Consider the following 25,471-nt stretch of genomic DNA (forward strand, 5'->3'; position numbering starts at 1 on the left):
CTTTGAGCCTGTTGAACGGACGGGCACGATCACACGGGTTGATGAAAAGCGCGTCGTGACGATAGAGGCAAATGTCGCACCCGGTTTGCTGGTCAACGATCAGGTGACCGCTTTGCAACAAGCCCTGGACGCCGCAGATTTGCCCGACGGGGTCAGCTATAGCTTCGCAGGCGAAGCGCAGGACCAGACCGAAGCGATGGTGTTCCTTGTTGGTGCCTTCGTGTCGGCAATTGTTTTGATGCTGGTGATCCTCGTTCTTCAGTTCAACAGCTTCTACCAAGCCTTCGTCGTGATGAGCGCGATCATCTTCTCGGTCGCGGGTGTTTTGCTTGGCTTGATCGTCACGGGGCGCCCCTTTGGCGTTGTGATGGGGGGCATCGGGATTATCGCGCTGGCGGGCATTGTGGTGAACAACAACATTGTTCTGATTGATACCTACAATGATCTACGATCCTCTGGCATGAACCCGCGCGAGGCGGCCTTGCGCACAGGCGCACAACGTCTTCGGCCCGTACTTCTAACATCAATTACCACGGCGCTTGGCCTGATGCCGATGGTGCTGGGGGCCAACCTGAATTTCTTCACGCGCGAAATCGTCTTTGGCGCGCCGTCGACCCAGTATTGGACCGAACTGTCGAGCGCGATTGTAGGCGGTCTGGTTGTCGCGACCCTTCTGACCCTCATCCTGACACCGGCTCTGTTGATATTTGGCGAAAAGCGAACCCTGCGAGGGGACAAAGCGACGGCAGCGGAACGGCCGAGGAAAACAGTGTTGTCGACTTTATTCAGGCGTAACCGTGCAGCCCCTTAACGCTGACCGAGCGTATGGTGAGCATCCTTCGATTGCAAAGTCCGCGCGACCGCAACGGCACCTTTGATCCGCTGTTGATCGCCAAGTATCAGCGTCGCGTTCCCGAGTTCGACCACAAGATCGTCAGCGTGTATGAACGCGGAATGACGACCCGTGAGATCCAAGGGCACATCGAAGAGATTTACGGCTTTAAGGCATCACCCAGCTTGATATCGGCGATTACCGAGGCCGTGATGGACGAGGTCACCGCCTGGCAGAGCCCCCCCGAACCCTGCTATCCTATAGTGTTCATGCCCTGCCGGCAGCATCCTGCAGATTCGCCTGCTGGGTAATAGACGCGATCCGTGTCAACATCCGCAGTGATGGATTGGTCTCGAATAAGGCGGTCTTCGTGGCTTTGGGATCCTTCCAGACGGCACCCGGTAATCTTGTCCTCGATGAGGTTTTCAAAGGACAGCTTATCGGTAACGCTTCGCCTGGAAGCTATGGTGCAAAACACGGGCCGATATGAATAAGCATGACCTAACACAATCTTGCACATGATCCGACATTTTTTGATTGCGGACCAGAATCTCAACCTAAAGTTGTAGGACGCTCTTATCGACGCTATGGCAGATGCCGTGACATTTTGGTCGAAATTTCCCTACTTCCCCCCAAAATTGGCCGGAATAATGTAAAATATCGTTAAATATCAATGGTGTAACGCTGTAACAGGTGCGTTACGGGTTTTGTTACGCCCTTAAGCTTATGAAATCATTGGTAAATATATATATAATGATATCTGTAACAGAAATATAGAAAAAGTGTACATAGGAGTCAGACATATCTCCTCATGTCGTTGTCTCTATATAAAGACATATGTTTTTGTTACGCGTTACGCTCCTTAAGTCATTGATATTATTGAATATGCTTGTAACAGAGGGGCTATTTCGGCAATTTTCGGTGAATCGGTCGAAATTACATCAATGATTTCAATGCATTATCTGTAACAGAGGGCGTAACACGAGCTTTGGCCGAGTTGAGCCGGTGGTGCTCCCTAACCAACTTGACGATGCGTGCCTACTGCAGTGGCAGGTCAACGCGGTAGGTTTAGCCCGGTGAGTGTTTGCCAGCGATGATGCTGTACTTCGTCCGGTTATCCACAATTATCGAGTGCCGACGTATATGTGTCTTCACGTCGATGGTCTAAACTGATGGGGAGAACAGGAGCCCCTTATGCACACACCCTTCAAACTCGTGGCACGTCACGTCAATGCCAATCCAGCCATCTATGTCGGCCATGCGCTGTGGTCTCGGGCCGTGCCATCTAGTGAGCAGATGAAGGTCTCAAATATGTTGTTGGGCGTGCGTGATCCTTTGTTTGCGTTCGGGTCCAACGTTCTGGATTATTACCGCGCGCCGCAGGGCGCACAGGTTTGCCGTAGCATGGCAAGTGGCGACCGGTTGATCAAGTCCATTGATGCGACCACTGCGCAATTTGCTACTCTGAATACTCGCAGTTTCAATGACCCGCGATATTTCTGGACGCGGCACGCGATTTCACAGGGCGCAAATCTTAAGACGCCGGAACAGGCGCAAATGTCCAAGCGCCTTGCGCTCCTCGATATGCCCGGTGCGCGGTTGATCATGATGTCGTTGCTGATGGCTGCCGACAAGTATTCCAAAAAGCTCATCGGCCTTATGTCCTTCGACCAACCCTATGCTTTGTTTAAGAGCTTTCCGCGCGCCCACCGGGTTTTCGGGTGGGTCTTTCCGGCACTGGCAAACACAGGCGTCGATCTCACCCGGTTTTTTGATGACATGTCCAAGCTTAAGCCCGCGCAGAAGTTTCCGGTAAAGCACGCCTCTGCTCGTCCAGTGCCCGTGCTGAAGCTGGCATCCTAGCTTGGCGGGCGGGTACGTTGATTGTCCTGCAAGATGTCTTGCAGACGCTCCGAGGGCAGTTCCCGTTCAGCCAGCAGAGCCTCTGCGAGTTTGATGATGAGAGGGCGCTGCATTTCGATGATCTCGGCGGCTCTGATGTGAGCTGCTCGAAGCAAAGGCTCGATTTTGTCGGTTGCACTGGCGGGCACGGCGGGGGGGCATAGATAGGGTCCACCAGATGAAGGGAGGGAGGCCGCAGGACTGCAGCCTCCGCGCGCGCTCAGGCAGCGATGGCGTCTTGGATGCGCGGGTCCCAGCCGCTGGCGACAGCATCGAGAAGCGCTTCGATATATGGTTTCCCGTGGCGGTGATAAATCTCGCTGGTCGTGCGGAGGTGAGCACGGAAGAGCTCAGGCGGTACGACCAGATCAGGGCGGTTGCGGCGGATGTGGCTGTGGAGCGCTTTTTCCAAGCAGATCGCGCGGTGACCCGTCTCAATATCGATCTTGCGCAGAACCGAGCCGCATGTCTGCGCGGGGTCAATTTGGACCTGTCGCATGCGGCACTCAGAGTTGCTGCTGTAGCCGAGCTTAATCACACGCAAATTCGGGATTGCGAAGGCGAGGATATAGATCTCACTCGGCTTCGAAGACCAGGTTTCGCCGCATCCGGCGCAGTCTAGGTCACCGTTCCGCATGTTCACGACGGCCACATCTTGAGCATGCCCGCAAGTGTGTTGGTAGTTGCGATAGTTCGGCCCTTTCCGAGCAGCGTGGCCCATCAGCGTCCAGCTATGACATTGCGCTTCCTCCGCATAGCGTTCTTCGGTGCAAATCGAACAGCTTGCTTTGTGACCGCCGGCAGCGGCGGTTTCAATGCGATGGTATTGACGCCGATCGACATGGCCGCAGTCGAGTTCGAAAAGCCCGTAGTGCCGATCGCCATCAGGATCTGCGCCGATCAGTGTAGCACCAATGGACTGCGCTGCCGCGGCACGACGCGTGTGAATACAGTGTGGACATTCGGGTTTGTGGCCGAGCACAACGCTGACGCGTTTTAATGTAGCTGTCCCGCACGACTGGCACCCCAGCACCACGTGCAACCGATCTTTTGCACGGCCGAGAATGGTAAAGCCATTCCGCATGGCGGCTTTTTTCCAATGATCCAGGCTTGCACCTTTGAAAATTTGCTGGAAATCATCATCAATCGGGAAAGGATACGTAACTTTGCTAAGTGGCATTGATAAAACTCCGTGAAAAGGCACGCCCTCTGACACAGTGCCTGGCGCGCTGTGTTCGGGAAGGCGAAAATTTTGAAAAACTGAGCGCCCCAATGCTCTTGTTCGAGAGCACCGGCGCTGGAGGCCTAGCCGTTAAACGGCGCGCTGCGCTGAGATCAACGCGTGATTGGCGTAGTGGGCCTCAAGCAAACAGAATGCTTCGTCCAAGAGAGCCAGAAGGCCAGAACGGGAGCCTTTTTGCTTGTTGGCAAGTGCCAGCATCTCCGTTGAGCAGCGCATCAGATCGCAGCTGCTCGGCAGTTCGCCGGGGCAGGTTTTGAGTAAGATCTCAACTGCGGCGCGCAGGTCGGGGTCCACTGTGCGCATATCGCGCAAGACAAGCAAAGAAACGGTGCAAGCGCTCCAGCCCGACGCAGCCGCATGTGCAAGGTCTGCTGCCGCTTGCGTGCCGCGTTTCTGCCGGGTCTCGTGGAAAACCCAATCAGCCCGGAGCGCGGCGAAATAGAGGTCCAGGAGCTTGCGAAACTCCAAGCGGTCAAGCCGGGTCATGTGATTAATCGGTTCAGGCACCGCATGAAGGATGGTACGTGTTTGAGCAGCCATTGTGATCTCCTATCGATCATTGTGGTTAGCGTCGGCGTTGGAGTTGCAGCTCCGGTGCCGACGTGTTTATATATGATACTAAGAAATCATGACGTCAATAGGTAATATTATGAAATCACGCGGACGACCCAAAGTCGACACACAGCCGATTATGGTTCGGATGCCGTCTGAACTGATAGCGGCCCTGGATGAAGCGCGCCGAGGTGAAGAAGACCTCCCCAGTCGACCAGAGCTGATACGGCGTATCGTAGAGGCGTGGGCCGACGGCAGGCGCGGTCCGTAACGGTGGTCCATACTGTCAGCGCTGACATGAGCGCTCAGGTCAGCGCTGATGTTGATTGGCCTGCGGATGTGCCTGTGGATGTCATTCAATGCACCGCGCATGGGCGGTAGAGCGATTGGCGGCGCGGCTTTTGATTACGTTTGAAGCAAGCACAAGGTAAAAAGATCTGAAGGAGCTGGCAAAAATGGGCAGAGTAGAAAAACCCGAAGACAACGCCAGTGGGCGGAAACAGAGCGGACCACCAACGGTTTTAAAGCTTCATGCCAGTCATACTGTGCTCAAAAAGATATCAACTGCGTTACGGGTCCGTATCGAGCTGAGCATGGATAAACTTGGTCCATATGTTGTCATTGATGGCGTGACGTCAGCAGAAGTGTTGATTATTTCGCAGATATTAGCGGCAGAGCAGAGTTAGGTTCTGGCAGTCCGGGGCGGAAACCGGTCGTTCGCTGTACGTGCGCGATGCGGTGCCAAAGTGCATGATCGGCAGGTGGCAGTTCAAAGTGACACCTGCGTCAGCCGCCGAAACCAGCAACCGAACCGGACGTCACCCATGCGCTGGAGCATTTGCCGTCATATGCAAGATTCGGCGGCCAGTTGGCCTTGTTCAGGCCACAGGCGGCCAGACGGGCGTCGAAATCGAGCATGGACCACGGAAGGTCATCGCCGCGCTTGTCCCTATCGGGCCAGACGATGCCGCTGAAACCGTTTTCATTCCAGCACTCGAAGGCTCCCGTGGCGTCGTAGGGGCTGACGTAACCCATGATCGCGGCGTCCTCAAAGGCGGCGGTGTAAAGCGCAATTTGACCCGCGTCAGAGCCTTCCTTACTTTCGACCAGACCGACTTCGCGGCAGGCATAGCCGCCATAAGGCGTATCTCCAGGCAGTCGTTGGCGCGGGATGTAGAAGGGGCGGCTGTCTGCGGAAGGGCCCGTGCGCTCGTCGTTTGGCTCAATGCCACGTGCTGTCAGCAGCGCTTCGATTTCGGCGCGCAGGGCGGGCACCATACAGGTTAAAGTGCGCTGCGGTTCGGCCTCGCGTCCGAACAGATCGAGCGATATTTCAACTTGGCTGTTATCCACGGCATCAATCGCGCGGCGCAGGTTGAGCACGGCGCGCCCGCCCTCGTGCAAGAATGTAAGACCATAGCTGTCCCAAGGATAGCCACCTGTCCCGAGCATCATCGCAAACGGAATGTCCCGTGCCACCTCACTGAGCGGCCCCTCGGAGATCGCCGGAGCAACGTGAAGGGTCAACATCTCCATTTCGGTCATCGGGTGTACCGTGCGGCAGAGTTTAATTTCTTCGGCCTCTTCGGTTACACAGAGCACATCTGTTTCCAGGACGGCGTCGTCGCAAAAGGCATGGGCTTGGTTTGCGGCCAGCAAGGCCGCAATGGTCATGATTTTCCGCATTTTTTTTACCCCGCTGGTCACAATGGAAACTGCAATGTGCTTTGTTTGCGTCTCTGGTCTACGCTTCCGCGACTTGTTACTGGATCATCTCCAAAAACCGCTGATCCACCCAACCCGTGGCACAAGGGCCGTTGTAGGGATGCCCCATGTCTTCGGGTCGGATCACGCACTCACTCACACCTGTCGGGATCGCCACCGCGCGAAAATCGCCTTGCATGGCCAGAACTTCAACATCGTCGCCGTCATATAGCTGCCACCACACGGGCGTTGCGGCATTGGGTCTGTTCCACTGGTAGACAGGTACCGATGTATCGGCCTGCACGCGCGCGCGCCCGACGGTTTCGGGGGTCGGCACAAATTCATCACCAGAAAAGAACAAGCCAACAGGCCCGCGATCCGCAAACCCCGCGTCCATCGCGGCGAGGTCGGCGTAGACGGTCCGCGCCAGGCACAGCTCCTGTTCAATCGGCATCTGCCAATCGGCGGTTTGCAGCCAGGCTTCGGCAGGAAGGTCAAGACGCTGTTCGTCTTCCTCTTCGTTCCACGGCACCGCCATATGAAGAATGCGCGGCATGGCGTAGGGTTCGTCCCAAAAGCCCAGTTCAACCTTGATCGTTTCGTCGTCGAGCCAGCCAAAAGTGTAGTGGGTCAGCGCCCCATCGGCGGTCAGAGGCACGTCATAGCGCATCCCACCGGTGGCCAAATGATGCCGCACCATTTCAAATCGCCCGTCAGACAGGCACACAGTGATCTGGTCGCGGGTCTCCTCGGGCGCGTCGGTGGCGCATTGAAACACCACCTCGCCCGAGCAAACGCCCTGCGCCTGTGCGGCAGAGCCGAGGCCCGCCGCAATCATAGCCGCAGCCCAAGGTCTCACGGGGAGACCTGCGCGTTGTCGATCATCATGATGAACTCACCAAGGTTTTGCTGAACAGAGCCCGGATCACAGGACAGGCTGGCGATCTCGCTGCCGTCTTTATGAACGTTGACGCCGCCGCTGGCCTCTACATCGCCCTGTTCTGCCCACCAGAACACCTCGTAGCCATAGCCGTCTTCGGTCTGGAAGGTGACGGACTCGCTCATCATCGTGCCCATGCCCGTGCCCTCGTTGTAAAGCAGGGAGGCTTTGTCGGTGATGATCTCCTTCTCGACTTCGCCGCTGCTTTTAAAAAAGCCGTAAGAGGCCATATCCCCGTCCATCCAAAAGGCATCGCAAACCTCAACTGCCTTTGCGCCGCCGTTAAAGGTGCAAGTGAACATCTCCGATCCGTCCAGTTCGCAGTAAGAGCCGGCCGTCGCGGCAAAGGAAGTCATCACAGCCAAAGCCGTCAGAAAAGCACGTCGCATAAGTATATCCTTTTGAGAAGTTAGAGTGATTGGAAAGAAACCGTTTGGACTTTGCGGCGCAGCTTTTCGCCCAGAATGGCGGCAAAGGTAAGCACGCCTATCAGGATCGCGCCCGACAGAAGGGGCCGCACCAGAACCCAGGCAAGAGCCATCGCACCCCCGCCGATCAGCACCGTCAGACCAATGGCGATCAGAGTTGTCAGTTTGGAGGTCAGCCGGCCCAATGCGGGGACGGCGGTGGCGGTTACGTCGATGATCGAGAAAAGTGCCTTAAACCCGATGAACATCAACACGAGCAGCAACCCGCGGAATACCCAGGTCTTGCTGCGGTTTACGGCCTGCGCGGTCTCAAACATCTGATTTGCGGGCTGAAGGCCCTCTTCAAGCAGGAAAACAATGGAGCCATTCTCCGCCGTATAAGGGACCAACGTGCCCTGATCCTGCTGGCCGACGACACTTGCGATATCAATGTCGGAGCTAAAATAGCTGATGCGCAAATCGCCCAGTTGCGGATCTTGGATATCCTCGGAGAATTGCAGAACACCCGCCGTTAAATGCACCTCGTGTTCCAACTCAAGCGCGGCACTGATCTTATCCGCCTGTGGCTTCGTCAAGATCATCTGCTCCGAACTACCGAGATCACCTACGCCGTCGCTCACCATGAAGCCGCCGATTTGTCCCGTCTTGTGGCGACGCGTATTGCTGCGGATCGGGGCCCGCGGGTTCTCATGGCCATCGGTGACGTGAAAAGACGCGCCAAACTCGGGGCTGTCCGTCCACCCCATGCGGTAAGTGTAATGGGTGGTACGATCCTGCGAGCCGCCCGCGTTGGTTGTGGTGCGGGTGCGGGTCTCTTCGATCCACGCGAATTGCTCGACCTTGCGTTCCAACCGCACGGTTTGCGCGCCCCCCTTAATGCCGAGCACCGCGTCTGTCAGTTTTTCGTCGAGCGCCAATGGCCCGCTAATATGAACCAGCGCACCCTGATTTTCCGCGCTTGGTGTCAGATCAGTCAGGGGCACAACAACGCCCGCGCCCTCGTCTAACGCCCGCGCAACTTTGACCGAATTGCCTTCGTTCCAGAAAATCCCCATGAGCGCGAAGCCGATAAATGCCACTCCGAGTCCGACATCCTTGAAGGCCTTTTTTATACGCTGGCCAAGCCCAACATGGAATGTCTGAGTAAGCTTGCTCATCGAGGATACGCTCCGAAATATACGTTTTGAAACCCCGACGTGATAAGGGATGATCCGCGCACAGACGAAGCCTAATGGCATGAAAGTAAAATCTAAAACCGTGCAATCACTTTTTCGAGAAATTGTTAAATTCAACAACGCTGCGAAGCAAGGTTAGAAAAAACCCGAACTCAAAAAATTGCCAGACGTCGAATTCCTTGACGCTGCCTACCTTCGCGCAAATAGCGTCCGCGCAACTTCAGATAAAGATCGGCGAGAGTAAGCTGCGGTGCAGCGAGTGACGTCTGGTCGGATGTCCGCTAAGGGCCGTTCGCGTCTTTCAATAGGAAGGGCGGAGAGGAGACCCTCGCAGCAGATGCAAAGCTCCATGTCAACGCAGTGGGAACAGGGCCGCCACAACCGATAGCGCAGTTTTGCCGAGTGTGGCAATTTATCCATTTTAGCAAACGCTGAGCCTTGGTTATAAAATGATCCCAGAAACTAACGCTCTTTCATAAGGATCGCTTTAGCCGAGATCAGCTGTCGCGAAACATGTCAAAGGCCACGCTCAGTCAACTTCACTACGCCATGGCGGATTTGCTCCCGCGCGGGTTACTGTGATTGCGGCGACTTTTGCGCCGTATTCGACGGCGCTTTGAAGGGCTTTTGGCGAGATGTCTGATATCGCTGTCTTGGTCAGTTTTCCGGCGTCAAACAGCTGTGCTAGAATCCCAGCGTTGAATGTATCGCCTGCACCTACGGTATCGACGACTTTTGCGCGGACAGCGGGTACCTGTATTTCGGCCCCTGATTTGAGGTGGCCGGTCGCGCCCTCGGCACCGCGGGTCAGGATTACTGCGGCGGGGCCCAGTTCAAGCAGCGCGGTTGCCTTGCTTTTGAGGGACGACGGCCCTGGAACCAACCACTCCAAATCTTCGTCAGACACTTTGACGAGATCGGCGAGCCTTATGGCACCTTCAAGGCGCGATCTGTAGGCCGGTATATTGTCTACTAAACCCGGACGGATATTGGGATCGATCATGACGGGGCGGTGCGCGCCCTCGGCCTTGAGTAGCGCGATATACGCGTCCGCGCTGGGTTCACAGGCTAGGCTGATCCCGCCGAGATATAAGACCGAGACGTCAGTGGTCAGTGTGGGCATATCAACGGGGGTCAACATCCGTCCGGCGGAGCCTTCGTCGACAAAATTATAGGTCGCTTGGCCGCCGTTTAGCTGGACAAATGCGAGCGTAGTCGGGCGGTTTGATACCACGGCATGGGAGGTATCGACGTGGCTGGCCTTGAGGGCCGCCGCCAACTGTATACCGAACATATCCGTTGATAGACCTGTCAACATACCGGTGGGAATACCGAGCCGCCCTAGGGCGATTGCGGTGTTGAATATGGCACCGCCGACATGCGGAACAAAACCCTCAGACCCAGCCAAGGTCGGGGTGGGGATCATATCGATCAAAGCTTCGCCGCAGCATAAAATCATTGAATCACTATATCTTGGAAATGGGGGGCTGAGCCGGCTGCGATTCGCCTACAATCTGATTGTCGGAAAGGACGACATCACACGGCGGACTGTTTTCAAGCACGAAAATGGCGTTTGGCACATCGTTACTGTCTGTTTTTTCAGCCGCCTTCGCCGGTTCGCAGCCGTGATCGGCCCAGCGTTGCAGAAGCCGCTGCCGCAATACATCAAGCGGTACGTCGATCTGTACCGATAGATCCCACAATGGTGCAAGTTCCCGCCAGTGGGGCTGGTCCAGCATCAGATAGTTGCCCTCTACGATGATTGTCGTGGTCTCGGGGCGCAGTACGCCAGCCCCTGCAATAGAAAGATCGCGCGTTCGGTCAAACAAAGGGAACACGACGTCATCCTCGGTTTTAAGCCGTTTTACGAGATGGACAAACCCCGCGCTGTCGAACGTATTTGGCGCGCCCTTGCGATCGAGCAGACCGCGTTCGGACAGGATCTCGTTGCTGAGGTGAAAACCGTCCATCGGTACGACTTGAATGGTTTCGTTCCCTTCGGCCAAGGCTGTGGCCAAGGTGGACTTGCCGCTGGCCGGTGCGCCGACCAGGGCAACCAGTCTTCGTTTTCCAGAGAAAGATGTAGCCTCAATTCTGGCGAGTAGCTCGGTATTCACAGGCGTGCTCTATGCGGCGTCTGGCACGGCGGCACCGGTCATATAGGCCACCGCGTCGGACATGGAATGCTCATTGGGGTTGATCAGACACAGGCGCTTGCCAAGACGGTGTACGTGGATGCGATCGGCAACCTCGAACACATGAGGCATGTTATGGCTGATCAAGATGATGGGAATACCGCGGCTCTTTACCTCGAGGATAAGTTCAAGGACCTTGCGGCTTTCTTTTACGCCAAGCGCAGCCGTCGGTTCGTCAAGAATGATAACCTTAGATCCGAACGCAGCCGCCCGTGCCACAGCGACGCCCTGTCGCTGCCCGCCCGAGAGTGTTTCCACCGCCTGATTAATATTCTGGATCGTCATCAGCCCAAGCTCGGAAAGTTTTTCGCGGGCAACTTCTTCCATGCGTTTACGGTCAAGCTGGCGCAGCACAGAGCCGCGAAAGCCGGGTTTGCGCAGCTCGCGTCCCATAAACATATTATCTGCGATAGAAAGTGCGGGGGACATGGCAAGCGTCTGGTACACCGTTTCGATGCCTGCGTTGCGCGCATCGATGGGGGACCGGAAGTGAATTTCCTTACCTTCTAGCGTGACGGTTCCTGCGTCGGGGATCACAGCGCCCGAGATCGCCTTGATCAACGAGCTTTTGCCGGCACCATTGTCGCCAATGATCGCGAGGATCTCGCCCGGCATGAGATCGAAGTCGCAGTGATCAAGGGCGGTAACCTTGCCGTAGCGTTTCACCAGACCACGGGCTTTCAACATAGGTTCCATTAGGCTGCTACCTTTCTAATCCATTGGTCCACTGCGACGGCGGCGATGATCAGCACGCCGATCAGGAGATATGTCCATTGAGCGTCCGCGCCCGCCAGCCGCAGCCCCAGAGTAAAGACGCCGACGATCAAGGCTCCGAAGAACGTTCCTAAGATAGAGCCCCGGCCGCCGAAGAGTGAAATTCCACCGATCACGACCGCCGTGATGCTTTCGATATTCAGTAACTGGCCGGACGTAGGGGAAACCGACCCGATGCGGCCGATCAAGGCCCATCCAGCGAAGGCGCAAATCAGGCCTGCTATGGCATAAACAGAGATGATGGTTTTCTTTACGTTAACGCCGGACAATTCGGCGGCATCGGGATCATCACCGACAGCGTAAACATGCCGCCCCCAAGCGGTGTGCTTTAGCACGTATGCCAGTACAAGAACCAAGACCAAAAGAAAGACCACACCTAGGGTAAAGATCGCACCACCCAGATTGAATTTCACGCCGAGAAGTTGAAGGAGTGGGGCTTCGGCCGCAATCTCTTGACTGCGGATCGTCTCGTTGGCGGAGTATAGAAAGTTGGCGGCCAGCACGATCTGCCACATCCCAAGTGTCACGATAAAGGGGGGCAGTTTCATCACGGCCACAAGCCAACCGTTAATAGTCCCGATCAGCGTTCCAAAGATAAGACCGCAGGCCACGGCGACTTCGGCGGGCAGACCATAGCGGAATGTGAATTGCCCCATCACAACGGAGGAGATGACGGCAATCGCGCCGACGCTCAAATCGATGCCTGCCGTTAGAATAACAAGGCTTTGGGCGGCAGCAACGATCCCGACGATCTGCACCTGTTGCAAAATCAGCGTCAACGCGAAGGGAGAGAAGAAGCGGGACCCCAATAGCAAACCGAAGACAGCGATGGACGCCAGGAGCACGATCAGCGGCACAAGCGCTGGCGTGACATGCAGGGCGTGGTGCATCTTTTTGACAAATCCGTCAGAGGTGCCATCGAAACGTGCGACATCCGTCGCGCTCTTCGAGGCTGCGGCCTCATAATTATCTCCGGTGGACATTTGTCGCTCCAATTCGTTCGACTGTGATCGTTAGCCTCGCGCGCGAGACGGGGGCCGGGCGATTATCATCGCCCGGCATTTACTCGTTACTCGTTAAGGGGTTAGCCCCAGCACAGGTCCTTGCCTTCGGCTACGCTGATGCTATCGACGCCATCAACCGGCTTGTCGGTAACCAGGGCGACACCGGTGTCAAAGAAGTCCTTGCCTTCGGTGGCTTGGGGCTTCGTCCCGTCCTTGGCAAATGCGGCAATCGCCTCGATCCCCTTGGACGCCATCAACAGCGGGTATTGTTGCGAGGTGGCCCCGATCACGCCCTCTTCGACGTTTTGAACGCCGGGGCAGCCGCCATCGACAGAAACGATCAGCACGTCGTTCTCGCGGCCAATATCCTTAAGCGCCTCATAGGCACCGGCGGCGGCTGGCTCGTTGATCGTGTAGACGACGTTGATGTCTTGGTCCTGCGCGAGAAGGTTCTCCATCGCTTTGCGGCCCCCTTCTTCGTTGCCGGCAGTCACGTCGTTCCCAACGATACGGGGGTCGGTCTCGTCACCCCATTTGCTGGGATCGCCCAGATCAATGCCAAAGCCCTGCAAGAAGCCCTGATCGCGCAGAACGCCGACAGTCGGCTGGCTCACGGCCAGATCAAGCATGGCGATTTTCGCGTTTTCAGCGTCGTTGCCCAACGCGGCGGTGTCAACGGCGGAGTAAAATTCGGCCATTGTGGCGGAGCAAAAGTCGGCCAGTTTGGGGCGAGCGCCTTGGAGCGTGCGGCCCTCATATAGCAAGCCCGGTCCAAGGCGCATTGGCCGTCAGGCCAATTCTGTGAGGTTCATTTGTTAGCGGCGGCGAGGCAGGCGCGGCTTTGATTGAGGCGGTAGCTTTCGCCGTTCATCTCGAGGATGTTGACGTGGTGTGTCAGCCGGTCCAGCAGCGCGCCGGTCAGGCGTTCGGTGCCGAAGGTTTCGGTCCACTCCTCGAAGGGCAGGTTGCTTGTGATCAGGGTCGACCCTCGCTCGTAGCGCTGTGAGATCAGCTCGAACAGAAGCTCGGCGCCGGTTTTGCTCAAGGGGACGAATCCCAGCTCGTCGATGATCAGCAGTTTGACCTTGGCGAGTTTGCGCTGGAGTTGCAGGAGGCGTTTTTCGTCGCGGGCCTCCATCATCTCGTGCACGAGGGCTGCGGCGGTCACGAAGGCGACAGGCAATCCTTTCTGGCAGGCAGCCAGTCCCAGCCCGAGGGCGACATGGGTCTTGCCGGTGCCGGAGGGACCGAGCGCGATCACATTCTCCTTGCGTTCGATCCATTCGCAGCGCGCCAGCTCCAGCACCATCATCTTGTTGAGCGACGGGATCGCCTTGAAGTCGAAGCTGTCCAGGCTTTTGATGGTCGGGAACTTTGCGGCCTTGATCCGGCGTTCCACCATGCGCCGTTCCCGGTCGATCAGTTCCAGCTCGGTCAGCCGGGCCAGGTAACGCACGTGATCTACGCCTTCAGCGGCGCAGATACGGGCCTGCTTGTCATGTTCACGCAAGAACGTGGGCAGCCGAAGCGTTTTGAGATGGTGGGCCAGCAGCAGTTCGGGTGCATCCGTCATGCCCCACCTCCTGCCAGCAGGCTCATGTAGGATGCGGCGGAGGTGGTGGTGATGTTGGTTCTGGGCAGGAAGGGATAGACATCCAGATCCAGCCTCGGAGGCCTTTGCTCGACCCTGCACAAGATCAGGTGCTTGATTGCATCGAAGCTGACCGCTCCCATTCGCAGGGCATCTTTGACGGCAAGATGCAGCACGTCAATCTCGAAGCGCTCCAGAAGGCGCAGGACCTGCACATACTCGCGCTTGCCGGCCTTTCCCTGCCGGGCTTCCAGCAGTCGGCGCAGGGTTTTGAACGCTTCGGGCAACTCCCAGCCCTGCAGAGGCGCGGCCTGATCGAAGGACATGATCTTGCGTTCGATCAGCGCCAGGTAATGCAGTGGATCAAACACCATGTCGCCGGTGTCATAGGAGCGCGAATGCTCAGCGATCACCTCGGCGCCGCAGCCGATAACAACCCGGGTCACGAAGCCCTTGATCCAGACCGCACGGTGGCCGTAGGCAACCGGCACCGAGTAATCATTGCCGCGATAACGCACCACCGATGTCGATGTGACCTGGCCACTTTGCAACTCACAGGCCTCAAAGGGGGTGCCGGGCAAATCCCGCATCGCCGCGAGATCGGCCTTCAGCCGTTCCCCGATGCTGACCTTGTGGCCACGCAGAACATCACCCTGGCGCTTGCGGCACTGCTCTTCCAGGTGAGCGTTGAACGCGTGCCAGTCCGGAAAGGACGGGATCGGCACCATGAAGTTGCGACGTCCGTAGCCGACCAGCCCCTCCACGGCCCCTTTGTCATTGCCCTTGCCGGGACGGCCATAGCGGTCCCGGATCACGTAATGCGACAACATCGCGCTGAACCGCTGGGTTCTTTGCCGGGAGCCATCCGGCAGAATCCGGGCTACCAGGCAGCGGTCATTGTCATAAAGAACCGACTGGGGAACCGCGCCGAAGAACGCAAAGGCATGGACATGGCCGTCAAGCCACGCCTCGGTATTGGCCGCAGGATAGGCCCGGATGAAGCATGCGTCGCTGTGCGGCAGATCGAGGGCAAAGAAGTGTGCCTTCTGCTCGACGCCGCCGATCACGACAAGCGCTTCACCAAAATCGGCCTGTGCATGACCGGGCGGATGGCTCAGCGGCACGAACATCTCCTTGCCGGTCCGCTTACGGTCTCGAACGTAATCCTTGACGATGGTGTAGCTGCCATCAAAACCGCACTCGTCCCGCAACCGCTCGAAAATACGCTTGGCGGTGTGACGCTGCTTGCGAGGGCGGCTCCTGTCTTCAGCAAGCCATTGGTCCATCTGGCTGGTGAACGCATCCAGCTTCGGGCGCCTGATCGGCGCTGTCCGCCGATATCCCGGCGGTTCCGAATAGGCCAACATCTTCGCAACACTGTCCCGGCTGATCCCAAAATCCCGGGCAATCTGACGCCCGCTCAATCCATCCTGGAAATGAGCGTGACGCACCTTCAAATACAAGTCCACGGTGTATATCCCCAAGCCCTCCCGAAATCCGAAAGGGCAAAAGTGGACGACTTTTACGCCGCCCGCGACAACACTATGCCGTCGCTACCGTGGCCGAGTATTGCTCCGCCGTTCACAACGGGTCCAGATGACGAGCTGGTAGAGCGTTTCGTGGCAAGCGCTCCCCTGCATCTCCTACGTGGGCTCACGGCGACCTTCTGAGTCTCTACCAGATCAACCCTGAGGGGTCTAAAATCCGGGAACGGGTTTTATGCTAAGCAAATTTTTTGTTGCGCTGGTGTCGTATAGGTTGTGCAGTGGCGTTGTTTGCCACGGGTGTATGTGCGTCGATTATGCCCATCTTTATCGCTGTAACCGTCTGGATGCTCAGCCGAAGCTGAGCCCGAAATAGTCAGTCCATTACCGTGGTGTACGAGACCGAGACACACATACGTACTGTCTTGGTTGACATAACGGCGACATTTAGGTCAGCCCGCTTAATCATAAATATGACCTTTTCAGCGCTCCGTATCAAGGCTTTGGAAGTATTGCTTATTTTATGCGGCCAAACTTCCACCCTCTTGGCGCTCGCAGGGCGAAGCACTGCGTGTGTAAGGGCCTCGATGACCAGCCGCCGATAGATTACAGGTACTTGCCTGCCGACTTAGAGCCACGAACACTCGAGATTAACACTACTGGTAATACGGTTTCACACCACATTGTACTGGCCGAACCTAGAAAGTGTACGCGATACTTGAACCGCGACTCTTATTGAACTCAGGAGGGGTGTCATCGCATTTCCTCCAATATCTTTTCGCGAAAGACCTCGGCTGGCATCTTCCATCCAAAGCACTTGCGCGGCGTATTGTTGAGGCGATCACAGATCACCTTCATATCGTGATCTGTGCATTGCCGGATGTCGCGTTTGCGGGGCAGTCACCTTCGAAGGCGTCGGTTAGTGTTCTCAACGGTACCTTTTTGCCAGGGACTGGAGGGGTCGCAAAACCACGTCTGGGTTCCGATCTCGGCTTGGAGATGCGGCCAACTGACAAACTCGGTGCCGCGGTCATTTGTGAATACGGATAGGCCCTGGACGGGGCGCGACACATTTCGACGGCGTCAGTGCGCTCCGCAGCGTAAAATCTACCGGCATTATCCCAGGTGCCAGGAGGGTTAGACCTACGTGTTTTACGTAGATGGAATTCAATCGCGGCGTTGGTCTCGCGGGCGGAATACGCCAGTCCTAATGCTGTTGTGGTAATGAAATTTTTTATAGTTTGGTTCATGAAAATCTCCTGTATAAAAACGAATTTGAGCAACGAGAATGTATTTTCTCGGACCGCTCAAATATTTATAATACTAGAAGGTTTCATAAAAATTTACGTTTTGCCGGTTTGGTATGTGGTCGAAATTTTCACCATTTTTCGACCCTCGGTCGAAGCGCAGCACCCCCAAATGGTCGGACGGATTGGGTGCGGAGGCAATGTTGAGTTGGAGCGTATGAAGGGGCGCAATGACCAGCGTTTGAATCCCCCCGGCCTTACCCGAGACCTGTAGTTTCATATTACGCGAGCACATCGTGCTGTGCATAGAAGTCCTATTCAGTCTCTGCTGGCGAGTTGTTTCCGATAGGCCCGAGCAGTCGACTGGTGTTGAACCAATCGACCTAGCCTAGGCTGGCCATAGAAGGAGCAACAATGCATGCCTGACAGTGGTAGTAATTTGACGATGCGATCGGCAACACCCTGCAGATCGTATCGATACCGTAAACAGCTCTTTGATCGTCCCCTCTCGGCAGATATGCCATGCAAATCACCTACCGGGCGGTGAATGAAGCCGATCATCGCGTGAGTGGGCGGTCGAGTTCCGCTTGCGCAAAATAAGCTGACGCCTTGCGGATAATTTTATTCACCTTGCGCAGCTCACGGCTTTTCCGTTCCAGTGTCTTGCTGCGATCACGTTCTGTAAAACGCGGAGCAATATTGGGCCACGGAAGCGGCTGCGTTTTGCAGTTGTAGCGGAGTAAAAGTCCGCCAGTTTGTGCCCTTCGTTTATGCGGAGGGCGGGAGATGTATTCTGTGGATATTTATAGCCGCGTGCGCCGCGCGTGTTTGAAGGACGGCATGTCAGCGCGGGAGGCCGCGCGTTACTTCAATAAAGATCGTAAGACGATTGCCAAGATGCTGCGCCATGAGCTGCCGCCCGGCTATCAGCGTTCAGAACCGCCACGCCGCCCGACGCTTGATGGGTTTGTTGGTGTGATCGATGAGATCCTTCGCACTGACAAAGCCTTGATCAAAAAGCAGCGACACACAGCAAAGCGCATATTCGAGCGTTTGCGCGACGAACATGGATATGCGGGCAGCTTAACGACGGTGACCTATTACGTTCGTGAGCAAAAGCGGCGGACCAAAGAGGTGTTTGTGCCGTTGTCGCATCTTCCGGGCCATGCGCAGGTAGATTTTGGCGAGACGCTGGGTGTGATTGGCGGCGTGGAATGCAAGATCCACTTCTTTGTGATGAGCTTGCCCCATTCGGATGCGGTGTTTGTGAAGGGATATCCCGCCGAGACAACCGAGGCGTTCTGTGACGGCCACGTGTCAGCCTTTGCGTTTTTTGGCGGCATCCCGCAGTCCATTCTTTACGACAACACGAAGATCGCAGTCGCCCGCATTCTGGGGGACAAAACCCGCGTCCGGACCCAGCGGTTCACAGAGTTGCAATCGCATTACCTGTTTGATGACAAGTTTGGGCGGCCTGCGCGAGGCAACGATAAAGGCAATGTTGAGGGGATGGTTGGCTACACCCGCCGCAACTTCATGGTGCCCGCGCCACGCTTTGACAGCTTTGATGATCTCAATGCGCACCTTGAAGCGAAGTGCCTGGCCCGACAGGGCGAGACACTTCGTGGCCACGACAAAACCATCGGCGAGCGCTTGATATCTGATTTGGATGCGCTGATGGGATTGCCCGTTGCGGAGTATGAAGCCTGCGATCACGTCAGCACACGGGCCACATCGATCTCGATGGTGCGCTACAAAGGCAATGATTACTCGGTACCGGTGGCCTATGCACACCATGACGTTCATGTGCGTGGCTTTGTACACGAGGTACTGATCGGTTGCGGCAATGAGGTGATCGCACGGCACCAGCGGTCTTACGCATCCGCGGATATGATCTTTGATCCGCTGCACTTCTTGCCGCTGATTGAGCAGAAGGTTGGGGCCTTGGATCAGGCAGCGCCTTTGCAGGGTTGGGAACTGCCGGACGTCTTCGCGACCCTGCACCGCCTGCTCGAAGCCCGCATGGGCAAACCGGGCAAGCGGGAATACGTTCAGGTCCTGCGTCTGTTGGAAACATTCGACATGGATGTTGTACAGGGCGCAATCAGTCATGCCATTGATCTGGGTGCAATTGGCTATGACGCTGTAAAGCATCTCGTGCTGTGCCGGGTTGAGAAACGACCGCCGAGGTTGGATTTAGAGTTCTATCCGTATCTGCCCAAGGCCAATGTCGCCATGACGCGGCCATCCAGCTACATGAGTTTGATCGGAGGGACAGCAGCATGACTGACGCGCCTCAAATCCTTCTGCACCACCATCTCAAAAAGCTGCGACTGCCAACGTTCCAAGGCGAGTATGCCAAACAAGCGCAGCTTTGTGCGGCCGAGAACAAAGACCATGTGCACTACCTGGCACGGCTGTGTGAGATGGAACTGATTGATCGCGAGCGCCGGATGATTGAGCGGCGCATCAAAGCGGCAAAGTTCCCCAGTACCAAGAGCTTGGATAGCTTTGACTTCAAGATCATACCCAGCTTGAACAAGCCGCTGACGATGGAGCTGGCACGCTGTGATTACGTTGATCGCAAGGAAAACATCATCGCCCTTGGACCGTCAGGCACGGGCAAGACGCACATCGCTTTGGGACTTGGATTGGCTGCATGTCAACGCGGGTTGAAAGTACGCTTCACAACGGCGGCAGCCTTGGTTCATGATCTGATCGAAGCCCAAGATGAGCGGCGATTGCAGCGTCTTCAAAAACAACTGACCAGCCAGAACCTCTTGATCATTGATGAGTTGGGCTTTGTGCCCCTCAGCAAATCCGGCGCAGAATTGCTCTTTGAGGTCATATCGCAATGCTACGAACGCGGATCCGTCATCATAACCTCAAATCTGCCTTTTGATGAATGGACCGAGGTCTTTGGATCAGAACGCCTGACTGGCGCGTTGCTGGATCGTTTGACCCATCACGTCCACATCCTCGAGATGAATGGCGAAAGCTACCGGCTCAAACACAGTCGCAAAAACCGACAATAATCCACCCACAATCAAAGACAGGAAAATGCTGGCCCAAGGGCCAGCATGCGCTTTGGCCCGCTTCAGCTTTGTGAAGAGCACGCGCGCCAAAGCGCAAAACAACATCAAACGCAGTGGCCCCTTTTTATGCCGCGACCTGGCCCACTTTTACTCTGCGATTGACACCGAGGCGATCGGCCATGAAATCCATGGACCAGACCTCATTCGCAGCCTCCGGAACCGTCAGCGCTTCGGGCTTGTCCCGCTTCAGCCGCTTGCGGGGTTTGATCCTGAGGTTCAGTTCCAGTTCGCGGTAGATCCTGTAGACCCGCTTGTGGTTCCAGCCATGTCCCTGGACATTGCGCATGTAAAGAAAGCACAGGCCAAAGCCCCAGGTCTTCTTCGCCTTCACCAGCCCGAGCAGCAGATCGGCGATCTGCTCGTTCTCGTCATCGATCTTCGGGCTGTATCGGTAGCACGTCTCGCTGACCTCGAATGCCCGACAGGTCAGCGCGATGCTGACGCCCTTCATTGCCACGGCTTTTACGGCCAGCTCCCGGCGTTGAGCTGGCCGCGTCACTTTTTTCCCAAGGCCTCTTTGAGCAAGTCGTTCTGCATGCTGACATCCGCAAACATACGCTTCAGGCGTCGGTTCTCCTCGGCCATCGCCTTCATCTCACTGATGAGGCTTGCATCCATGCCGCCATACTTCGCCCGCCATTTGTAAAGCGTAGCGCTGCTCATGCCATGTTCGCGGCACAACTCAGCAGCAGGCACTCCGCCTTCCATCTGGCGCAGCACAGCCATGATCTGCGCTTCTGTGAAACGTGTCTTCTTCATCGGAATCTCCTCGTTCATCCTGCCGAGAATATTCTACTTCCGCATCCCATTTAAATCGGGGGGGATTCCCATCTGTGCATTGCCGGATGTCGCGTTTGCGGGGCAGTCACCTTCGAAGGCGTCGGTTCGTGTTCTCGACTGTGCCTTTCTGCCATGCGTGGCCCGGCAGGGTATTGCGTAGCGATGTCCCGAGAGGGACTGGAGGGGTCGTAAAACCACGTCTGGGTCCCAATCTCGGCTTGTAGATGCGGCGAGCTGACGAACTCGGTGCCACGGTCAAAAGTGATGGACCGGCGGGCGACAAGGGGGAGGTCTTTGATCGACTTTATGATCTTTCCCATAACCGGCGTAGTGCGCTTGTTTGGGTTTTTCAGGATCACAGTGAAGCGGCTGACGCGCTCGACCAGTGAGGTGACGTTGTTCTGGCCAAGCTTTTGTTTGAACAGCATCAAATCGGCCTCCCAGTGACCGAACTGACGGCGATGCGCGACATCATCAGGGCGGAACAGGATACTGACATCGCGGTGGAATTTGGGTTCTCTGCGTCTTCTGGTACGACGTGGTCTACGGGCGACACGGTGGGTCGGTAGATACCACCACAGGTCTTCGCGCTGACCTTCCTTGGAATAGATGTAACGATAGATGGTTTCTTGGCAGACCCTGAGTGGGGCATCCTCGTGGATCATGCGGTTACTGATCTGCTCAGGTGTCCAGCCGTTCTTGATGCGTTCAATCACGCGTCTGCACAGCTCAGGATGTTTGATCAGCTTGCGCTCTCGAGCACGACGTTCCGCTTGCATCAGGTGGGCAGCAGCACCGTAATAGCCATCGCATCCCGGCATGCTCTCGTCCGAGAAATGGTTGCGCTTTAGCTCGCGGAATATCGTTGATCTGCAGCGTTTCAGCACGCGCGCAATCTCGTCAACTGGGACCTTCGCGTGTCTCCAGCGTTCAATCTTGCGTCGTTCTGTGATACTCAGTTGGTCGTAAACGGCTCCCATAACGATTCCTCCCATTAGATAAACTACTGTTTTCTAACAAGAGTCGCACTTGAAGGTAGCGCGCGCCTGTGCGCGATACGTGAACCGATAATTAGGATTATGTTATCCACATTGTTTTCCGGCAGTTGAACACTTTTGAGGTTTAGCGGGTTTAGAATGCCCATCGAATTTCTATATACCTAATCACGTCTCATTGTTTCGTACGCAGCAATCACGACGACACGGTATGTCGGCGCTTTTGAAAATAGAGTTATCCGGTTCGACGTGCGGCGTCAGGGTCGGAAGAGCCGCCTTTTGGAACCAGTGAGCGCACCAAATCGGCCATTTCTAGTGTTCCGACCTGATCTCCATTTTTCATCACACGATAGCGGATGGTCGTGTCACCCCCTGATTTTTCAATCAAGGATTCCAAATTGTCATTATGATCCACTTCTCCGCTGATTTCACCTGTCACGTCGGTCGTTTTCCGCATGACCGACCGGACGCGCAGAACGCGCGCGCGGTTGATGTCGCTGACAAAATCTTCGATGTACGGGTCGCAGGGGTTCAACAGAATATGCTGGGGCTCGCCTTGTTGGACGACGAAACCGTCTTTCAAAATAACCAGATGGTCCGCTAGCTTGAGGGATTCATCTAGATCGTGGGTGATGAAGACGATGGTCTTTTGCAGCTCCTCCTGAAGTTCGACCAATAGGTTTTGCATATCCGTACGGATGAGCGGATCCAGCGCCGAGAATGCCTCGTCCATCAGCATAATATCTGAATTGCTGGTCAGTGCGCGGGCAATGCCGACACGCTGCTGCATCCCGCCGGACAGCTGATGGGGATATTGATCGCCCTGCCCCTCTAAGCCGACACGGGCGAGCCATTTTTGTGCTTCGCTTTCGTACTTCTTCAGGCTTTGACCTTCGATTGACGGGGCCAAACCGGTGTTCTCCAGAACTGTGCGGTGGGGGAACAGTGCGAATTTCTGGAATACCATCGACATCCGGTGTTGCCGTAAATCGCGCAGCTGCTTGTCATTGTAAGACAAGATATCTTCGTCATCGACCAGCACCTCGCCCGAGGTGGGGTCAATCAGGCGGTTCAAATGGCGGATTAGGGTCGATTTCCCCGATCCCGACAGGCCCATGATCACCGTGGTCTTTCCGGCGGGTATATCGACGTTGATGTCATTTAGCCCCAGCACGTGGTTATGCTCGGCCAGAAGCTCGGTCTTTCCCATGCCATTTTTTACATGCTCTAGCGCAGCTTTCGGGTCATCGCCGAAGATCTTAAAAAGGTTACGGATTTTGATTTTGATTTCGTCTGACATGTCCGTTTCCTTATTCTGACTGGCCGGCGTTGATGCGGGCCAGCGCTGCTTTGGTTACCCGGTCAAGAATGATCGCGAGAAGCACGATTCCTAACCCCGATAGCAGGCCTACGCCCAGTTCCAGACTGCGAATACCGCGCAAAACCAGCACCCCAAGCCCCGGAGCGGACACCAGCGAGGCAATCACGACCATCGCGAGGCTCATCATGATTGTTTGGTTCACGCCGGCCATAATATTGGGCAACGCCAGTGGTATTTGCACCCCGAACAGTTTTTGGCGGCTCGTCATACCGAAGGCATCGGCTGCCTCGATCACATCCTTGTCGACAAGGCGGATACCAAGGTCGGTCAAGCGGACGACGGGCACGATAGCGTACAGGATGATCGCGATCCCATACAGCTTTGGTTCGGTGACCGAAAAAAGGAAGATCAGCGGGATCAAATACACAAAGGGCGGCAGGGTCTGAAGCATATCAAGGATCGGGATCATAATTCGTTGGGTGCGGTCACTGCGTGACATCGCAATCCCTATCGGCACCCCAAGAAGCACGCATATGAAGGCACAGACGAAGATAATCGCCAGCGTTTGCATGGTGTAATCGTAATAATCGACAAATGCGAGAAACCCGAAGCAAAGCGCTACAAGCCCGACCAGCTTGAGCGACCGCCCAACCACAAAGGTGATCAGCATCAGCAGCGGGATCATAATCCACCAAGGCACCGCCTGCATCACCCAGAGCATTTCGTTCAGCGCCCAGCTAAGGGGTTGTGTCAGAGGGTCGACGACGACCTTCAGACTGTCCTTGATGTTTAAGAACCCGCTTTCAAGACCAGTGGTCAGATCGCGCGACTGCGGGATTGCGTTGCAAGCATCGTGCAGATTATCGAGCGATGGAAAGGGTGTGTCCCATGCCGAGACCTCGTCGGCGGTGCCGGTTGTTTTGCCCAGCAGTTCAGCCATCGACATCGGGGCAGTGTCGCCGCCATCTACGCCGCCGCACCAATCGCGCAAGCCAAGCTTGTCGAAGATAAAATCATATGTTGCCATGCATCCCCCGTGAGGGCGTTTACGTCGGCCCTTCGTTCTTTAAAGTCGATTAGCTATAAAGGGCGGCCCGGTAGTTCATGCACCGGACCGCCCCAGAGTGTCGCTTTGGATCAATCGCCGAGAAGCGCGGACAGGTTCGTGCGCGCGTCGTCGTTGATCCAGTCCTTCCAGATTTCGCTGTTGTTAGTCAGGAAATAGACGGCTGCTTCTTCACTGCTGGCGTTGTTCTCGTCCATCCACGCCAAGAGGCTGCTCATCTGGTTCGTCTCGAACTGCACTTTGGACATCAGCTCGGAAACCTCGGGGTGAGAGGTTTGGAAATCCTTGGTGACAACGGTCAAAACGGGCGCTGTGGCAAATTCGGTAACGGCTGCGTCGGCGGAATCAGCATTCGCGTTGGCTATTTGCGCCGCCTCGATCTCTTCGCCCAAGCTGACCTTGGTCATGTCAAACTTGCCCAGTGGTGTGGTAGGTCCCCAGTAGTAGCCGAACCAAGGCTCCTCGCTTTGCACGGCCGATGCCATCGACGTGGCCAGCGTTTCGCCAGAACCGTGGTTGAAGACTTCGATGCCCGAGCCTTCAAGATCCATCGCGCGGATCAGGTTGTCGTTCACAATCCGGCAGCCCCAGCCATCGGGGCAGTTGTTGAACATGCCGCCGACCAGCTCGGGGTTCGCCATCACACCTTCGATGGTTTTCAACTCGGGGTGCGCCTCGGCCAAGTAGGTCGGAATCCACCAGCCTTCGACACCGCCGGGTTCAAGAACGCTGGTCAGCTCGACGATTTTGCCGTCAGCCTTGATTTTCTTATAGGCGTCACCGGCCGAGTTTGGCCAAAGCTCCGGCACGATATCGGGCTCGTTGTTCTCGGAAAGCGAGGTGACAGCGGGCGTAGTGTCGGACGGGACGATTGTGACATCACAGCCATATCCCTGCTCAAGCAGGAAGTTGGACACAGCCACCACAACTCCAGCAGAGGCCCAGTTCATCTCGGCGATGGTGATCTCGCCACAATCTTCATTCGCCAAAGCGACACCGGGGACGATCACTGCCGCCAGCGCAGCACTAAGGATGTAGCGATTCATATTGGAAACTCCTGTTCGTTCATTCAATTTAGCGGCCGCAAGTTTATCGCGATGGCCGGCAAAGCGTCGTCACTAGCATATGTACCGGGTCGGCCTT

Annotated in this window: 24 protein-coding genes and 4 pseudogenes; 7 read left to right on the forward strand and 21 right to left on the reverse strand. The window is 56.1% G+C overall.

The window, feature by feature from the left end:
- The 3 genes and pseudogenes from SJY36_RS16045 to SJY36_RS16055 form a co-directional block, all read left to right on the forward strand.
- Positions 1 to 811: efflux RND transporter permease subunit (locus tag SJY36_RS16045; RefSeq protein WP_386176560.1), on the forward strand; the 811-nt coding region annotated here is incomplete at its 5' end.
- Between the two features lie 26 nt (positions 812 to 837).
- Positions 838 to 1,214, forward strand: a pseudogene (locus tag SJY36_RS16050) (transposase); the annotation flags it as partial.
- Positions 1,215 to 2,026: 812 nt separating this feature from the next.
- On the forward strand, positions 2,027 to 2,695 hold the full coding sequence (locus tag SJY36_RS16055; protein WP_386176562.1) for a hypothetical protein: 669 nt from the start codon (positions 2,027 to 2,029) through the stop codon (positions 2,693 to 2,695).
- Here the strand turns inward: SJY36_RS16055 and SJY36_RS16060 are convergent.
- From SJY36_RS16060 to SJY36_RS16070, 3 genes are all read right to left on the reverse strand, one after another.
- Positions 2,692 to 2,850 carry a hypothetical protein gene (locus SJY36_RS16060; protein WP_386176564.1) on the reverse strand — a complete coding sequence of 53 codons (159 nt, stop codon included), beginning with the start codon at positions 2,848 to 2,850 and terminating at the stop codon, positions 2,692 to 2,694. The two genes, SJY36_RS16055 and SJY36_RS16060, sit on opposite strands and share 4 nt — an antisense overlap.
- Positions 2,851 to 2,954: 104 nt before the next feature.
- Complete coding sequence (locus tag SJY36_RS16065; protein ID WP_009827115.1) at positions 2,955 to 3,914, reverse strand: hypothetical protein; 960 nt, start codon at positions 3,912 to 3,914, stop codon at positions 2,955 to 2,957.
- Positions 3,915 to 4,046: 132 nt separating this feature from the next.
- On the reverse strand, positions 4,047 to 4,517 hold the full coding sequence (locus SJY36_RS16070; RefSeq protein WP_037954891.1) for a hypothetical protein: 471 nt from the start codon (positions 4,515 to 4,517) through the stop codon (positions 4,047 to 4,049).
- Between the two features lie 160 nt (positions 4,518 to 4,677).
- Between SJY36_RS16070 and SJY36_RS16075 the strand changes: the two genes are divergently transcribed.
- Both SJY36_RS16075 and SJY36_RS16080 read left to right on the forward strand, forming a co-directional pair.
- Positions 4,678 to 4,800, forward strand: a complete 123-nt coding sequence (locus SJY36_RS16075) for a ribbon-helix-helix protein, CopG family (RefSeq protein ID WP_254655204.1) — start codon at positions 4,678 to 4,680, stop codon at positions 4,798 to 4,800.
- A 184-nt stretch (positions 4,801 to 4,984) separates the two neighbouring features.
- Positions 4,985 to 5,215 (forward strand): hypothetical protein, encoded by a 231-nt coding sequence (locus tag SJY36_RS16080; RefSeq protein WP_037954893.1) that lies wholly within the window; start codon positions 4,985 to 4,987, stop codon positions 5,213 to 5,215.
- A gap of 100 nt (positions 5,216 to 5,315) precedes the next feature.
- Here SJY36_RS16080 and SJY36_RS16085 read toward each other — a convergent pair whose 3' ends face one another.
- From SJY36_RS16085 to SJY36_RS16145, 13 genes and pseudogenes are all read right to left on the reverse strand, one after another.
- Positions 5,316 to 6,203 carry a hypothetical protein gene (locus SJY36_RS16085; protein ID WP_386176567.1) on the reverse strand — a complete coding sequence of 296 codons (888 nt, stop codon included), beginning with the start codon at positions 6,201 to 6,203 and terminating at the stop codon, positions 5,316 to 5,318.
- Positions 6,204 to 6,291: 88 nt separating this feature from the next.
- A complete protein-coding gene (locus SJY36_RS16090; RefSeq protein ID WP_156775875.1) occupies positions 6,292 to 7,092 on the reverse strand; it encodes a hypothetical protein in 801 nt (266 codons plus the stop codon).
- A complete protein-coding gene (locus SJY36_RS16095; RefSeq protein ID WP_386176570.1) occupies positions 7,089 to 7,562 on the reverse strand; it encodes a hypothetical protein in 474 nt (157 codons plus the stop codon). The genes SJY36_RS16090 and SJY36_RS16095 overlap by 4 nt, the downstream gene beginning before the upstream one ends.
- Before the next feature lie 20 nt (positions 7,563 to 7,582).
- On the reverse strand, positions 7,583 to 8,893 hold the full coding sequence (locus SJY36_RS16100) for a TMEM43 family protein (RefSeq protein ID WP_386176572.1): 1,311 nt from the start codon (positions 8,891 to 8,893) through the stop codon (positions 7,583 to 7,585).
- 412 nt (positions 8,894 to 9,305) lie between these two features.
- Entirely contained in the window at positions 9,306 to 10,235 is a 930-nt protein-coding gene (locus SJY36_RS16105; RefSeq protein WP_009827121.1) for a carbohydrate kinase, read from the reverse strand.
- 7 nt (positions 10,236 to 10,242) lie between these two features.
- Complete coding sequence (locus SJY36_RS16110) at positions 10,243 to 10,893, reverse strand: phosphoribulokinase (RefSeq protein WP_037954895.1); 651 nt, start codon at positions 10,891 to 10,893, stop codon at positions 10,243 to 10,245.
- Between the two features lie 9 nt (positions 10,894 to 10,902).
- A complete protein-coding gene (locus SJY36_RS16115) occupies positions 10,903 to 11,667 on the reverse strand; it encodes an ATP-binding cassette domain-containing protein (RefSeq protein WP_009827123.1) in 765 nt (254 codons plus the stop codon).
- Positions 11,667 to 12,728 (reverse strand): ABC transporter permease, encoded by a 1,062-nt coding sequence (locus SJY36_RS16120; RefSeq protein ID WP_009827124.1) that lies wholly within the window; start codon positions 12,726 to 12,728, stop codon positions 11,667 to 11,669. Before SJY36_RS16120 ends, SJY36_RS16115 begins: the two co-directional genes overlap by 1 nt.
- Before the next feature lie 101 nt (positions 12,729 to 12,829).
- Positions 12,830 to 13,417: pseudogene (locus SJY36_RS16125) on the reverse strand (substrate-binding domain-containing protein); the annotation flags it as partial.
- A gap of 140 nt (positions 13,418 to 13,557) precedes the next feature.
- A complete protein-coding gene (istB, locus tag SJY36_RS16130) occupies positions 13,558 to 14,322 on the reverse strand; it encodes an IS21-like element helper ATPase IstB (protein ID WP_386173760.1) in 765 nt (254 codons plus the stop codon).
- Entirely contained in the window at positions 14,319 to 15,818 is a 1,500-nt protein-coding gene (gene istA / locus SJY36_RS16135; RefSeq protein WP_386176464.1) for an IS21 family transposase, read from the reverse strand. Before istA (SJY36_RS16135) ends, istB (SJY36_RS16130) begins: the two co-directional genes overlap by 4 nt.
- A 1,329-nt stretch (positions 15,819 to 17,147) precedes the next feature.
- The gene (locus SJY36_RS16140) at positions 17,148 to 17,351 is read right to left on the reverse strand and encodes a hypothetical protein (RefSeq protein ID WP_156775889.1); all 204 of its coding nucleotides are present in this window, start codon (positions 17,349 to 17,351) and stop codon (positions 17,148 to 17,150) included.
- 112 nt (positions 17,352 to 17,463) lie between these two features.
- A pseudogene (locus SJY36_RS16145) lies at positions 17,464 to 17,751 on the reverse strand (hypothetical protein); the annotation flags it as partial.
- Between the two features lie 106 nt (positions 17,752 to 17,857).
- On the opposite strand from SJY36_RS16145, the gene istA (SJY36_RS16150) reads away from it, so the two are divergent.
- A complete protein-coding gene (gene istA, locus SJY36_RS16150; protein WP_286699790.1) occupies positions 17,858 to 19,357 on the forward strand; it encodes an IS21 family transposase in 1,500 nt (499 codons plus the stop codon).
- On the forward strand, positions 19,354 to 20,106 hold the full coding sequence (istB, locus tag SJY36_RS16155) for an IS21-like element helper ATPase IstB (protein WP_286699791.1): 753 nt from the start codon (positions 19,354 to 19,356) through the stop codon (positions 20,104 to 20,106). Before istA (SJY36_RS16150) ends, istB (SJY36_RS16155) begins: the two co-directional genes overlap by 4 nt.
- A gap of 142 nt (positions 20,107 to 20,248) precedes the next feature.
- Here the strand turns inward: istB (SJY36_RS16155) and SJY36_RS16160 are convergent.
- The 5 genes and pseudogenes from SJY36_RS16160 to SJY36_RS16180 form a co-directional block, all read right to left on the reverse strand.
- Positions 20,249 to 20,925, reverse strand: a pseudogene (locus SJY36_RS16160) (transposase); the annotation flags it as partial.
- Positions 20,926 to 20,975: 50 nt separating this feature from the next.
- Entirely contained in the window at positions 20,976 to 21,926 is a 951-nt protein-coding gene (locus SJY36_RS16165) for an IS30 family transposase (RefSeq protein WP_386176576.1), read from the reverse strand.
- Positions 21,927 to 22,176: 250 nt separating this feature from the next.
- Positions 22,177 to 23,241: a glycine betaine/L-proline ABC transporter ATP-binding protein gene (locus SJY36_RS16170; protein ID WP_037967375.1), complete on the reverse strand. Its 1,065-nt coding sequence runs from the start codon at positions 23,239 to 23,241 to the stop codon at positions 22,177 to 22,179.
- Positions 23,242 to 23,251: 10 nt separating this feature from the next.
- Positions 23,252 to 24,289, reverse strand: a complete 1,038-nt coding sequence (locus SJY36_RS16175) for a proline/glycine betaine ABC transporter permease (protein ID WP_037967378.1) — start codon at positions 24,287 to 24,289, stop codon at positions 23,252 to 23,254.
- A gap of 110 nt (positions 24,290 to 24,399) precedes the next feature.
- On the reverse strand, positions 24,400 to 25,374 hold the full coding sequence (locus SJY36_RS16180) for an ABC transporter substrate-binding protein (RefSeq protein WP_037967381.1): 975 nt from the start codon (positions 25,372 to 25,374) through the stop codon (positions 24,400 to 24,402).
- Positions 25,375 to 25,471 lie beyond the last annotated feature (97 nt).

Source organism: Sulfitobacter sp. R86518 (genome assembly GCF_042466275.1).
GTDB lineage: Bacteria > Pseudomonadota > Alphaproteobacteria > Rhodobacterales > Rhodobacteraceae > Sulfitobacter > Sulfitobacter pontiacus.

Excerpts from the sequence above, each read along its gene's own strand:
- SJY36_RS16175 (WP_037967378.1), bottom strand. The coding sequence starts at position 24,289 with ATGGCAACATATGATTTTATCTTCGACAAGCTTGGCTTGCGCGATTGG.
- SJY36_RS16140 (WP_156775889.1), bottom strand. The coding sequence starts at position 17,351 with ATGAAACTACAGGTCTCGGGTAAGGCCGGGGGGATTCAAACGCTGGTC.
- SJY36_RS16170 (WP_037967375.1), bottom strand. The coding sequence starts at position 23,241 with ATGTCAGACGAAATCAAAATCAAAATCCGTAACCTTTTTAAGATCTTC.
- SJY36_RS16055 (WP_386176562.1), top strand. The coding sequence starts at position 2,027 with ATGCACACACCCTTCAAACTCGTGGCACGTCACGTCAATGCCAATCCA.
- istB (WP_386173760.1), bottom strand. The coding sequence starts at position 14,322 with ATGACGGATGCACCCGAACTGCTGCTGGCCCACCATCTCAAAACGCTT.
- SJY36_RS16165 (WP_386176576.1), bottom strand. The coding sequence starts at position 21,926 with ATGGGAGCCGTTTACGACCAACTGAGTATCACAGAACGACGCAAGATT.
- SJY36_RS16180 (WP_037967381.1), bottom strand. The coding sequence starts at position 25,374 with ATGAATCGCTACATCCTTAGTGCTGCGCTGGCGGCAGTGATCGTCCCC.
- SJY36_RS16080 (WP_037954893.1), top strand. The coding sequence starts at position 4,985 with ATGGGCAGAGTAGAAAAACCCGAAGACAACGCCAGTGGGCGGAAACAG.
- SJY36_RS16105 (WP_009827121.1), bottom strand. The coding sequence starts at position 10,235 with ATGATTTTATGCTGCGGCGAAGCTTTGATCGATATGATCCCCACCCCG.
- SJY36_RS16065 (WP_009827115.1), bottom strand. The coding sequence starts at position 3,914 with ATGCCACTTAGCAAAGTTACGTATCCTTTCCCGATTGATGATGATTTC.
- SJY36_RS16120 (WP_009827124.1), bottom strand. The coding sequence starts at position 12,728 with ATGTCCACCGGAGATAATTATGAGGCCGCAGCCTCGAAGAGCGCGACG.
- SJY36_RS16075 (WP_254655204.1), top strand. The coding sequence starts at position 4,678 with ATGCCGTCTGAACTGATAGCGGCCCTGGATGAAGCGCGCCGAGGTGAA.
- istA (WP_286699790.1), top strand. The coding sequence starts at position 17,858 with ATGTATTCTGTGGATATTTATAGCCGCGTGCGCCGCGCGTGTTTGAAG.
- SJY36_RS16095 (WP_386176570.1), bottom strand. The coding sequence starts at position 7,562 with ATGCGACGTGCTTTTCTGACGGCTTTGGCTGTGATGACTTCCTTTGCC.
- SJY36_RS16070 (WP_037954891.1), bottom strand. The coding sequence starts at position 4,517 with ATGGCTGCTCAAACACGTACCATCCTTCATGCGGTGCCTGAACCGATT.
- SJY36_RS16085 (WP_386176567.1), bottom strand. The coding sequence starts at position 6,203 with ATGACCATTGCGGCCTTGCTGGCCGCAAACCAAGCCCATGCCTTTTGC.
- SJY36_RS16115 (WP_009827123.1), bottom strand. The coding sequence starts at position 11,667 with ATGGAACCTATGTTGAAAGCCCGTGGTCTGGTGAAACGCTACGGCAAG.
- istB (WP_286699791.1), top strand. The coding sequence starts at position 19,354 with ATGACTGACGCGCCTCAAATCCTTCTGCACCACCATCTCAAAAAGCTG.